This window comes from Myroides fluvii, from assembly GCF_009792295.1.
GTDB lineage: Bacteria > Bacteroidota > Bacteroidia > Flavobacteriales > Flavobacteriaceae > Flavobacterium > Flavobacterium fluvii_A.
Genome location: NZ_CP039934.1, coordinates 2,572,013 through 2,583,446 on the forward strand (window position 1 = coordinate 2,572,013; position 11,434 = coordinate 2,583,446).

11 protein-coding genes and 1 tRNA gene are annotated in these 11,434 nt (G+C 36.8%); 7 read left to right on the forward strand and 5 right to left on the reverse strand.

Annotation, left to right across the window (positions count from 1 at the left end; all coding sequences use genetic code 11):
- Nucleotides 1-59: 59 nt before the first annotated feature.
- Nucleotides 60-1,376 carry a solute carrier family 23 protein gene (locus FBR08_RS11750; RefSeq protein ID WP_158962886.1) on the forward strand — a complete coding sequence of 439 codons (1,317 nt, stop codon included), beginning with the start codon at nt 60-62 and terminating at the stop codon, nt 1,374-1,376.
- A 113-nt stretch (nt 1,377-1,489) separates the two neighbouring features.
- Nucleotides 1,490-2,068 carry a TlpA family protein disulfide reductase gene (locus FBR08_RS11755; protein ID WP_158962887.1) on the forward strand — a complete coding sequence of 193 codons (579 nt, stop codon included), beginning with the start codon at nt 1,490-1,492 and terminating at the stop codon, nt 2,066-2,068.
- A gap of 82 nt (nt 2,069-2,150) precedes the next feature.
- Here FBR08_RS11755 and FBR08_RS11760 read toward each other — a convergent pair whose 3' ends face one another.
- Nucleotides 2,151-2,780, reverse strand: a complete 630-nt coding sequence (locus FBR08_RS11760) for an HD domain-containing protein (protein WP_158962888.1) — start codon at nt 2,778-2,780, stop codon at nt 2,151-2,153.
- Nucleotides 2,781-2,999: 219 nt separating this feature from the next.
- On the opposite strand from FBR08_RS11760, the gene FBR08_RS11765 reads away from it, so the two are divergent.
- The 4 genes from FBR08_RS11765 (at nt 3,000) to FBR08_RS11780 (ending at nt 6,285) form a co-directional block, all read left to right on the forward strand.
- Entirely contained in the window at nt 3,000-3,239 is a 240-nt protein-coding gene (locus tag FBR08_RS11765) for a hypothetical protein (protein ID WP_158962889.1), read from the forward strand.
- 123 nt (nt 3,240-3,362) lie between these two features.
- Nucleotides 3,363-4,211 (forward strand): helix-turn-helix domain-containing protein, encoded by an 849-nt coding sequence (locus FBR08_RS11770; protein WP_158962890.1) that lies wholly within the window; start codon nt 3,363-3,365, stop codon nt 4,209-4,211.
- A 63-nt stretch (nt 4,212-4,274) separates the two neighbouring features.
- The gene (locus tag FBR08_RS11775; protein ID WP_158962891.1) at nt 4,275-5,450 is read left to right on the forward strand and encodes a multidrug effflux MFS transporter; all 1,176 of its coding nucleotides are present in this window, start codon (nt 4,275-4,277) and stop codon (nt 5,448-5,450) included.
- 217 nt (nt 5,451-5,667) lie between these two features.
- Nucleotides 5,668-6,285 carry a hypothetical protein gene (locus FBR08_RS11780; RefSeq protein WP_158962892.1) on the forward strand — a complete coding sequence of 206 codons (618 nt, stop codon included), beginning with the start codon at nt 5,668-5,670 and terminating at the stop codon, nt 6,283-6,285.
- 2 nt (nt 6,286-6,287) lie between these two features.
- Here the strand turns inward: FBR08_RS11780 and FBR08_RS11785 are convergent, their stop codons facing one another.
- Nucleotides 6,288-7,097, reverse strand: coding sequence for an ankyrin repeat domain-containing protein (locus tag FBR08_RS11785; RefSeq protein WP_158962893.1), 810 nt, complete (start codon nt 7,095-7,097; stop codon nt 6,288-6,290).
- 725 nt (nt 7,098-7,822) lie between these two features.
- Nucleotides 7,823-8,437 carry a SatD family protein gene (locus FBR08_RS11790; protein ID WP_158962894.1) on the reverse strand — a complete coding sequence of 205 codons (615 nt, stop codon included), beginning with the start codon at nt 8,435-8,437 and terminating at the stop codon, nt 7,823-7,825.
- Nucleotides 8,438-8,897: 460 nt separating this feature from the next.
- On the opposite strand from FBR08_RS11790, the gene FBR08_RS11795 reads away from it, so the two are divergent.
- Nucleotides 8,898-9,122, forward strand: coding sequence for a CDGSH iron-sulfur domain-containing protein (locus tag FBR08_RS11795; RefSeq protein WP_158962895.1), 225 nt, complete (start codon nt 8,898-8,900; stop codon nt 9,120-9,122).
- Between the two features lie 130 nt (nt 9,123-9,252).
- Here FBR08_RS11795 and FBR08_RS11800 read toward each other — a convergent pair.
- Nucleotides 9,253-9,326, reverse strand: a tRNA-Arg gene (locus FBR08_RS11800).
- A gap of 197 nt (nt 9,327-9,523) precedes the next feature.
- Nucleotides 9,524-11,434 (reverse strand): efflux RND transporter periplasmic adaptor subunit, encoded by a 1,911-nt coding sequence (locus FBR08_RS11805; protein WP_158962896.1) that lies wholly within the window; start codon nt 11,432-11,434, stop codon nt 9,524-9,526.

Sequence of the window (11,434 nt, forward strand, 5' to 3'; positions counted from 1 at the left end):
TGTTTTCGTTTTGTGTGAAAATGCTCTATTTTCGTACCTGTTTTTAAATAAATGACAACATGAACGAAAGTATAGATCAAAAAATTGTATTGGCCATTGATGAAAAACCCAAAGTAGGACAGTGGTTGTTGTTGAGTATTCAACATCTATTTGCCATGTTTGGAGCAACAGTACTGGTTCCTACACTTACGGGAATGGATCCGGCCATAGCGTTGATATCAAGTGGTATAGGTACACTCGTTTTTATTGCTATTACGAGAGGTAAAGTCCCTTCGTATTTAGGATCTTCTTTCGCTTTTATCAATCCCATTATTGCAATTAAAGCGATGGAGCAAGTCACAACCAATGAAGTACCTGTTGGCAGTTTCTTAGTAGGAAGCTTTTTAGTGGGGGTGGTTTATGCTTTAGTTGCCCTTTTAATTGCTAAAGCGGGAACCAATTGGTTGATGAAATTATTGCCTCCTATTGTAGTAGGCCCTGTAATTATGGTAATCGGATTGGGCTTGGCAAGTACGGCTGTGGGAATGGTGACGAATAATCCCACAGGAGCATACGATATTACGTATGTGACCATTGGGTTAGTGACCTTGGCTGTTACAATTATTGCCGCCATTTTTACCAAAGGCTTTTTGAGTGTGATCCCCATTTTGGTCGGAATTATAGGTGGTTATTTGTTTTCTGCTTCTATGGGAGTGGTGAATTTCACCCCTGTGATGGAAGCTTCTTGGTTTCAAGTACCCAACTTTACGATTCCCTTTGTAGATTATACTCCAACAGTAACCTTATATGTTGTTTTTGTTATGCTACCCGTAGCGATTGTACCTATTGCTGAACATATCGGACATCAATTGGTGCTGAGTAAGGTAGTGAATAAAGATTTAATTAACGATCCAGGATTAGATCGTTCTATGCTAGGCGATGGAGTAGCTACGATGCTTGCCTCTTTGATTGGAGGTCCACCTAACACAACCTATGGAGAAAATATTGGCGTGTTAGCCATTACACGCGCCTTTAGTATCTACGTATTTATTGGAGCAGCCTGTTTTGCCATCTTATTTGGGTTTTGTGGCAAAATAACCGCGCTTTTAGGAACCATTCCTTCACCCGTTATGGGAGGAGTTTCGATTTTGTTGTTCGGAATTATTGCCTCCAGTGGGCTGCGTATGTTAGTAGAAAACAAAGTCGATTTTAAAATAAAACGCAATTTAATTATCTCTTCTGTAATTTTAATTATAGGAATAGGCGGTGCTGCGGTTCATATTGGTGATTTAATGTCTATTGAAGGCATGGCATTGGCTTCCATTATCGGTATAATTTTAAATATTGTATTGCCAGGAAGGAAAGAAATTACCTTTGATGATATGTTTAAAGAATAATATTGTGAATATATTGGATAAAAAAGGTTAAAATATATTAAAAATAAAATTAATAATTTTTATTTGGCATTGAGAGTGTAAATTTTATATATTTATGCTAAATAAATTTAGGTATGTTTAATAAAGGAGAAAGAAAGAGAAAAGGATGGATAGGCAATCTGATTTTTATCGTCATTCTTTTCGTGTTGTTATTCACCCCCCTAGGAACAACGTTAAAAGTATGGGTGAATCAATTGGTAGCCATGAGTCCCAGTTTAGAGAAGCAAGAAGATATCGAGCAAGTAAGCTTGGATGGATGGACTTTATTAGATGAAGAGGGACGTGTGTTTGATATAGCACAAACGAAAGGAAAAGTGGTAATTCTCAATTTTTGGGCCACTTGGTGTCCTCCTTGTATTGCAGAGAAACCTAGCTTTCAAGCCTTATATGACGATTATAAAAACAACGTAGTTTTTCTATTTGTAACAACAGATGATGCAGATAAAGTAAAAGCATTTAAAGAAAAACACGGGTATACGTTACCAACCTATTTTCAACAAGATGCTCCACCTGCAGCGTTGTATTCGACTTCCTTACCCGCTTCTTACGTCATTGACAAGAAAGGTAATATTGTAGTGAAGAAATTTAGAGCCGCAGATTGGAATAGCTCCAAGTTTAGAGTGACTTTAGATGAATTGATTCAAGCAAAATAAATAAAAAAGTCTCTGGTTTCCCAGAGACTTTTTTATTTAAACTAGAAGGAATAGCATCTTTCTAGTTTAAGTAAAAAGGAGTTTATAAAAGATTAATCTCTCTTGTCAGATTCAGTCGCGCTTGACGTTCGTACTTTGATTGGAAATGAGGGGTACTAAATATAGTTTCTAAGGTTAAAAAATGAGTAAGTGCTTTTTTTCTACCTTGGTTATATAGATCATCAGGGTAAATAGCATATTCTTTTCTGATATTTTGACCATAACTATTGTACTGCTCCCAGTCTTTCCCCAAAATACTAAGATCAGCGTCCAAAAAGTAATTGGTGTCGGAATCTGTAGATTTCTGATGTTTTTTGGTTGCTATTATTTGATTGAAAACCAAGTCTATTTTTGATTCTGGTAGTTGTAACTTGGACAATCGCGCTTTGGCAAGTTGGGCGCTTTGTTCTTCATTATCTTGAGCACGGGCGTCATAGATGATATCATGATAAAAAACAGAGCATAGAATTACTTCCCAATCGTTTATTTCGGCGCTTATCTCATTTAGCTCCATGAGTATATTCTTGAGATGGGTTAAATTGTGATAATAACGTCCAGCTGTTTCGTATTGTCTTTTTATTTCAAGCCAATAAGATTGTATGAGAGTTTCATCTGTTGAATATCGACTTATTGTGTGTTGGAATTCAATTTGAAGAGAAGGAGACTTATCCATCGATATTTAGAATTAGAAAATAAAGATAGTTTATTTATTAGATATAATGATCAAGGATAATTGGTGGATAAAAGGACAAGAATAAGCGATATGTCGTTCGATAATAGGGGGTATTTTTTGAATCAAATTACCTGTTTTATTAGGACTTACCATAGTGTGATTTTTTTATCTAGTTAATTTTTAGTATCTTACAAGTTATATCATTTAAAATTTACAAATATGACCTCAAGTGAGATTTTGGAGCTAGATACCACTAGCATTTGCGCATTAGTAGGAAAAAGGTTTAGAATTGCATACAAAGAAAATAATAAGGAAAAGAAAGAAGCAGTACAAAGTGATAAAAAACTTATTGCTTTAGATTATTCGGATCAACAGCAAGTCAAACACTATATTTTTAGCGATGGCAGACAACACATAAAAGTCCCATCAAGCAATATCGTTAGCATGACGCAATTATAAGGTAACAGAAGACTCGTTTATTCGGGTCTTTTTGTTTTTTAAAAGAACTATCTTTGTTTCGATTTAGTGGTACAAATGAGAAGCAAAGTTTCTTTTCGGTTGTTAGTCCATTTACTATAACGTATGAAAGCAAAAATGAAAGTCGTTCAAGTCCATCAAGTGGATAAGAATATTCCTATTGAATTCTACCGCATTGAAGATACGATTGACCTGTTTGAATTTGAGGGGCATTACCAGTACGACTTTTATCAAATCTATTGGTTCACTGACGTTTTAGTGCCGCATACGCATGAAATTGATTTCATTTCTTATCCTGTTCACCCCAATGAAATTTGGATTGTATATCCCGGCCAAGTCCACCATTTTGATCCACGATATAGCAAGGGCTATTGCTTGGTCATTGATAAGCATTATTTTAATAGTGTGCTTTTTAAAGAAGCAAAACAAAAGTTCTTTACGGGGCACAATCAGTTGAAATTTGAAGTTACAACAGCAGAAATCCAACGCTTAGAATATTTACATTTGCTCATCGAGATTGAATTTAATACGTTTAAAAGACCTGCCGTCTTAGAACAATATTTACAGTTGTGTATTGTTCATTTACAAGATTTACCGCGAACAGAAGAACCACATATAGCTTTAGATGAACGCTTACACAAACTATTGCAACTTATTGAAGAGCATTATATCACCCAGCGAAAAAATGAGTTTTATGCCGATCAGGTGTCGCTTTCCGTTAAGCGAATGAACGAAATTTTGTTACGCGCTATCGGCAAGACCCTAAAGCAACAGATTCAAGAGCGATTGTTGTTAGAGGCGAAGCGCTTAGTAGGCTATAGTGAAGACAATATTCAGACGATTTCCAATCAATTGAATTTTTCAGAAGTATCGTATTTCAATCGTTTCTTTAAAAAATTAACGCATCAAACACCCAAAGCGTTTCGCGAACAGGTGAAAAAAGTCCAAGAATAAGTCTCATTTAGATAAGGAGGTATCTTTTCTCTCGAAGTATTTTTGCACTTTTAGAAAAATAAGATGAGTAAATTAAAGAAAAAACAGTTTGTCGTTGTATTTATATTAGCGCTTTTATCCGCTTTAGAACCTTTTAGCATTGATTTGTATTTACCGGGATTTTTAAAAATATCTCAATACTATCAAACGGATTTAAAGGCTGTTCAGTTTTCCATTTCCACCTTTTTAGCGGGATTTGCTGTAGGACAGTTGTTCTGGGGAATCATATCGGATAAGTATGGTCGTAAATGGCCCACAATCGCCTCGTTGTTGCTTTTTATCGCAGCAACAATGGCGTGTATTTACGCGACTAGTATCGAACAATTTTGGGTGGCTCGTTTCTTTCAAGCCTTTGCAGGTTGTGCAGGTGTGGTGATCGCCCGTGCGATTGTCAATGAGTATTTTGAACAAGACGATACCATGCGTGTATTTTCACTTTTGGCAATTATTGCTGGAGTGGCACCGATCATTGGGCCCGTGGCTGGAAATTTCCTAGTGTCTCATTTTGAATGGCAATCGACCTTTGTAACGCTATTTATTTTAGGTGTGATTTCCTTGCTTTTGGTGATTTTCTTCTTGCCGGAAACCAAAGTAAAGACAGCAATTACCGCCCAAAAACGCAACCTCATCCAAGATTTTAAAGACGTTTTGCAGGTGAAAACCTTTTTGAAATACACCCTCATTGGTAGTGTGACTTACAGTATTTTGATGATTTACTTGGCGAATGCACCTTATTTAATCATGGAATATGGTCAGTTATCTTCTGCAACCTTTAGCTATATCTTTGCGTTTAACGCCGTGGGATTAATGGCTGGGGCGTGGATTTCCAATAGCTTTACCCGTTGGTGGTCCATTCGTCAGATTATCTTCTACACCACAATCCTAGGACTCCTTTGTAGTGTGGTATTCTTGGGATTCTGTATTACCCAACAACCCATCGAATGGCTGTTGATGCCCTTGTTCTTTATCATCTTTACTTTAGGGGTATTATTTCCCGCTACAACCAAATTAGCCTTAGAGCCTTTTATTGAAAATAGCGGATCGGCCTCTGCTTTACTCGGTTCCCTACAGTTGATGTTGACGTTTATAATCTCAGCCATGACCAATCTCATTCCATTAGATTTGCTGATCTTAACGGGAATTGCTTTGTTTGTGTGTCACATCTTGTATTTGGTTTGCTATTGGATTAAAGAAGAATAGGGGGGATGGTTTACAGTTGACAGTTTACAGCTCACGGAAGATTTAGTAGGGAAAGCGGTTCAAATTTTTAATTCATGGTGCAAAAAACGAGTATGAGGAAACCTAGTAACTTACTCAAAACTTGTTTGCCTTACTCCATAGATCATCTTGAAATTCTTATCTTTAGAAAGAAGAATAAAATTTCATTTAGATCAAGACCTCACTAACCCATTAACAAATGAGAAAATACTACGTTCCCGGAATGATTACCCTATTGTTATTGCCTCTACTATGTTATTGGTATATCCAAAAAACGATACCTACTCGAGATTATAGAATGATAGAAGTGAATTTTGAAGAGACAGGTTATATTACCTGTATAGAAGGTAGATTATTTGAAGGTGTAGTGTTTGAAACCTTAGAATTTACAGGTGAGTCGATACAAGATGAAAAGCTTTTACAACTAGCAGAAGATAAAATAGAGACGATTCTTTCATATGATAAAGAAAAAAAAGGTTTAGTTTTTACTTTCGAAACAGTTCCCTATTCGACCTATATTAAGGTATTAACGCTCTTATCGAAACACAGAAAACAGGTCATTATGTATGCAGATAGTATAAAGTTCTCTAATGATGAAAAATCTATGAATCTCAATTTTAGTAGAGAGGAACTAAAAGAAATGTATCCACCTTTTGAGTTAGAAGATGGTACGATAGAAACAGAAGTAGTAGAAGATAAAGTTGGCTTGTTATGGTATCGCATGGGCCATTATAAATACGCTATTGGAATAGGGTTTCTAATTCTTGTTTATTGCTGTTTTTATGATATGTATCGATTAAGAAGGGGGAGAAAATGATTTTATTTCCCTTCTTCTGTCAATAATTGAATAATGGCGTCCCATTTGTTTTTTATCGCAAAGGTTAAAGCAGTATAGCCCCCTTTTTCTTCCGCTGTTACATCAGCTCCAGCAGCAAGGAGGATTTTAACGCTTTCGATATCTCCTTTGATGGAGGCGGACATTAATGGGGTTATACCCTTCTTGCTTTTTACATTAACCGCTGCTTGTCCCTCAAGTAAAACTTGTATACTTGCTGCTTGTCCTTGTTGTGCCGCCCATGCTAAAGCTGTAAATCCGTTTTTATCTTTGATGTTGGGATTAATTCCCGCCTCAAGTAACAGCTGAATGAGTTCGATTCGACCAGTATAGGCAGGTAAGAACAAAGCGGTTTGTTTGTCTTTTGCTTGTGCATTGAGATGAGCTCCTGCTTGAATAATTACACTCAAAATAGCAGGGTCAGGCTGTGCACAGGCATAATGTAAGGGAGTCTCTCCAAGAAAATCAACATAATTAGGGTCTGCTTTTGCTTGGAGTAACGTCTTAATTAGATCAAGGGAACCACTGCGTAACGCTCCTCTCAACGCCGTAAAACCTCGACTATTCACCTGATTCACATCAGCACCTGCTTTGATAAGCGCAGTTGAAAGTGCTTCATAACCAAAATTGCTAGCCAACATTAAGGCTGTCGTTCCTGTATAAAAAGGTTCATATGTTTTGGCTTCTTCTTCCGACAATGTAGCATTGATATCAAGCGATATAAGTTTTCTTATTGCTGAAATACCCAGTGCTGTATCTTCGTAGGTCTGGAGTATAGAGTCAAGGTGTTGCATAAAGTTCGCAGCTGGTTTTTACTATTGAAAGAGCAAGTTCGAATTTGTTTTTGGCATAATCAAGTTTTTGAAACAGTTTTATAGCAAAGCAAATCTTATTTCTTTTTAAAAGTAAAGACACACTTTCCAAAACAGAAGTTATTTTTGAATAAAAATAAGTTTATTGGATTTTATTTGGATATTGAGGGATTGGAAGAAGAATCGGAAGTTTGTTTTTTATTCGATATTCAATGCCGAAACAACCCCGACTGTCAACCTCAACCCCCGACATTTTTTTGTAGTCCTCAATTTTCGATTGAATGAGTTGATAGGCTATGGATAAAGGAGGTCTGACATTAAATTTTAATCACTTATATTTTGTAGAAGTATTATTTTTTCAAAAATATACACGTAGATTACGGATATAAATATAGAGCTTAGATTTCCAATCAAAAAGTAGTCGTTTTGGATTTTATCGTCAGGAGATTTTAATCTTGTCCCGATTTTTAGCGCTCCAAATACGATGAGAATTGGAGTGATGCCAATGGCTAAGCATATTGCTATAATACATCGTTCCATACTACCCTTGAATGTAGAAATATTTAGTCCCCCTATAGTAGTCGCAGTATTTTGTTCATTATTAGAATCCTTTTCGTTAAACACTTTTTTCAGATACTTGAACCAGGTTTTGTTAATTAGTATTTCACCAAATGTAAAGATTAATATAAATAGGATATATTTAGCGATCATAAGATTTTGCTTAGGGTTAAAATAAGATTCTTTGTTGTGTTGTATTGCTCTATGTTTAAACTTTTATATCGTCTCCAAGTGCTCGATCTATTCATATCTAATTTATCAGCAACTACCTTATAGTCTTTATCATTTAAGAATTCAGATATAATTTGATATTCATTTAGTTTCCAAGAATCGAGGTAGCTTCCATACAGAAAAAATAAATCATTTATTATTTTGGTTGCATTTTCCGTCTTTTCTGTTAGAACCATAAATCTATTAGAGCTTGATTTTAAGATATTTAGGGCTTCTCTTGTTTGAGTTAATCCATTACCTAACATGGCATAAGCGATCTTTTTATTGATTGGAGTTTCGATATGACCGTAATTCATAACGTATCTTAGTTTTATACTTAAGGAATTTACTATGATAAATTCTTCTAGATCGAATACCAATTTGTAGCAAGATTCCATATTCTTTAGAATGCCTTGAAATTCGTCTCCTAAAGTTATGGTTAATGGAGATAGGATTTCCTTTTTCCATTTAGTATTGATATAGTTTACTGCGAGTATAAACTCTTTGAGGAGTAAAGTCTGATCTGCCTTTCTGCTGTCAATGATATCAGCCATTAGTATAGGATATTTCATAATTCTATTCGATGAAGTGTTTTTATTGCGCTATACATGCAAAAAATCAATTATTGCATGCATAGTGCAAATATAAATATATTGCGCTATGTGTGCAATGAAATGAGTTAAAAAGAATAAAAGCCTTTTCTTAGGACTAGAATGGTTTTCTCGTGGTTCTATCCGGATTCAAACGTAAAGAAGTAAACGAAGTTAGAAGTCTTAAGGTGAAATGTTTTTATTAGCATAAGTTATTGGTTATCTGTGTATTGTTGGTGTAGGAGGGGTGTAAAGGTGATCAAATCAAAAGAGAGGTGTAGGCTATGGAGGGAGCGCACTTAGTTAAGCAGTGAATTATCGTAGAGAGCTAATGCTAAAAGGAATGTTTCTAAATAGAAATGCAGTCGTATAGGATTTGATTTAATAGTCTAGTTTTGTTAGAAACTAAATAACAACAATAAAGATGTCAAAAACAAAACTAACAATTAACAATAACGGATCAGTCAAAGTAGAAGGTGATTTTGAAATTGTAGATAAAGATGGAAATGTATATGGATTAGAAGGTAGAACCGTACTTTCAATCTGTCGTTGTGGACTTTCACAAAATAAACCGTTTTGCGACGGAGCACACAAAGGGCATTTTGAACATGAAGCAGTTGCATTTAATCTTCCTCCGAAGAAGGTATAGTCACTTCAGTCTATTAATTGAGAAAGAGTTTTCTGTTTGAAGGCTATATTTTTAATCGATAGAATAAAACAAAATAGCAAAGCGACAAAAAAACAAAAAAGCCTCAGCATGTGCTGAGGCTTTTCTTTTGTGATCCAATCAGGATTCGAACCTGAGACCTACTGCTTAGAAGGCAGTTGCTCTATCCAGCTGAGCTATTGGACCATTAAATCATCCAGTGATTTAAACCATCAAAATGAAAAAGCATTGTACTTTCTCCTTTTGATGGTGCAAATATATTCTATTTTTTACAGAAACACCAAGGATAATCGCATAAAAATGAAAATTATCAAATAACTGACTGACAATTAGAAAATTGTATCTTTTCTTTTTAGGCGATTATCTCCGGTTTCTATGTCAAATTAGCGTTCATACTGACAACACCCGTGTAAACTGTTGTAGGTTTTGTCCTGCGCTTTGTCCAAAGCGGTGTCATGTCCAGCTGCGGCAATGACTTTGCTAATCTTTTTTTCATCTGTTTTAGTCTGGTCAAAGTTGAGGTGCAATACCTTTGCATTGACATCCCAAGTAGCCGTAGAAACGCCCGCTACACTTTTGGCAGCGGTCTCGATGCGCTCTTTACACATCACACAATTGCCTTTTACTTTGAGCATGGCATGCCCTTGATGACCTTCTTTGGTCACCGGGTGTGCTGAAGTTGTTTGTTGCTGATTGTGTGTAGCGTGATCACCGTGATTCACGGGTTGCGTTGACTTGGCTTGCTCTCGACTATATAGACAACAAGAAGGTAGCGCATCGTAGGCTTTATCTGTAGCTTTGTGTAGCTCCGTATCATGACCAGCCGCAGCAATGGCTTTGCTCACGTTCTGTTGATCGGTTTTCGTTTTGTCAAAATTAAGATGTAACATCTTGTCCTTCGGACTCCATGTCGCACGGATTACCCCTGCTACGCTTTTTGCCGCCTTTTCAATACGCGCCTTGCACATATCGCAGTTACCCGAAACAGTAAACATCACATGTTTTTCGTCTTCTGCTTTTGCAACAGTCGGAGTATTGTTATTCATCATGCTTGGTTTTCCTTCCAATTGCGCACTAGAGTCCACGGTAAATACCCCATGTGTTACAATCTCTTCTCCTTCTTGTAAGCCTGTACTTACCACGTAATGATCTCCTAAGGATGGCCCTAGTACAATCTCTCTCATTTTAAAGGCAGGCGTATCTGTATTGGGTTGTTTGACGTAAATCACCGAGCGTTTTCCCGTCCATAAAACCGCTGACTTTGGAATGGTTATTTGTTGACCATTGCCTCCTTTTATAGGTGCCTGAATCGTTGCAGTGGCATACATCTCTGGTTTTAATACCTGGTCTTTATTGTCGACCTCCACGCGAATTTTTGCTGTCCGAGAAGTGGCGTCTAGAATTGGATTAATGAATGAGATTTTTCCTTTGTACACTTTTCCAGGAACACTTTGAAGGGTGTATGCTGCGATATCTCCTTCTTTAATAAAAGGCAAATCAGCTTCATAAGCCTCAAAAACAGCCCAAAGCTTACTCATATTAGCGATAGTATACAAAACCGATCCTTGCGTAAGATAATCGCCTTGATTGACATTTTTAGCCGTTACAATACCACTAGTGTTGGCAAAAATACTCACATAAGGCGATGCTTTACCTGTGGACAATACTTTGTTGATTTGCGTCTCAGACATCTTCCACAACCTCAACTTTTCCTTGGCCGCCTCAAGAAGCGCCGGTTGGAAATTAGCCAACTTTTGCGCTTCTAAAAGCTCTTGCTGCGCATTGAGTAAGTCCGGTGAATAGATCGTTGCAATTAACTGTCCCAGTTTGACAGATTCTCCAGTGAAATTGATGAATAATTTTTCAATACGACCATTGACGTGTGAGGTTTGCGATTGCTGTAAACGCTCATCCACTTGGATGGTTCCGTAGAGTTGGAGGTCTTTGATGGCATCTCGACGGCCAACTACAGTCGTTTGAATATTCGCTAAAGCCACAGCTTCTTTGGACATCTGAATCGCATCATCGTCAATTGCGTCATCGCCACCTCCAGCTGATTTCAAGGGAATTAAATCCATGGCACACAACGGACATTTACCGGGTTTGTCCATTTTAATTTGGGGGTGCATGGAACAAGTCCAAACTACTGCCGCTTCTTCTGTTGGGGCTTCTTCACCATTGTGTTCATGGGTAGCTGATCCTCCAAATATCAACCAGCCCAAAAGAAGTCCAACCAATAAAATAGCTCCGTATTTTACTGCGTTATTTTTAAATATATCGTTTAGTTTACTCAT

Coding starts and splice junctions, on each gene's coding strand:
- FBR08_RS11750 (WP_158962886.1), top strand. CDS start 60: ATGAACGAAAGTATAGATCAAAAAATTGTATTGGCCATTGATGAAAAA.
- FBR08_RS11755 (WP_158962887.1), top strand. CDS start 1,490: ATGTTTAATAAAGGAGAAAGAAAGAGAAAAGGATGGATAGGCAATCTG.
- FBR08_RS11760 (WP_158962888.1), bottom strand. CDS start 2,780: ATGGATAAGTCTCCTTCTCTTCAAATTGAATTCCAACACACAATAAGT.
- FBR08_RS11765 (WP_158962889.1), top strand. CDS start 3,000: ATGACCTCAAGTGAGATTTTGGAGCTAGATACCACTAGCATTTGCGCA.
- FBR08_RS11770 (WP_158962890.1), top strand. CDS start 3,363: ATGAAAGCAAAAATGAAAGTCGTTCAAGTCCATCAAGTGGATAAGAAT.
- FBR08_RS11775 (WP_158962891.1), top strand. CDS start 4,275: ATGAGTAAATTAAAGAAAAAACAGTTTGTCGTTGTATTTATATTAGCG.
- FBR08_RS11780 (WP_158962892.1), top strand. CDS start 5,668: ATGAGAAAATACTACGTTCCCGGAATGATTACCCTATTGTTATTGCCT.
- FBR08_RS11785 (WP_158962893.1), bottom strand. CDS start 7,097: ATGCAACACCTTGACTCTATACTCCAGACCTACGAAGATACAGCACTG.
- FBR08_RS11790 (WP_158962894.1), bottom strand. CDS start 8,437: ATGGCTGATATCATTGACAGCAGAAAGGCAGATCAGACTTTACTCCTC.
- FBR08_RS11795 (WP_158962895.1), top strand. CDS start 8,898: ATGTCAAAAACAAAACTAACAATTAACAATAACGGATCAGTCAAAGTA.
- FBR08_RS11805 (WP_158962896.1), bottom strand. CDS start 11,434: ATGAGTAAACTAAACGATATATTTAAAAATAACGCAGTAAAATACGGA.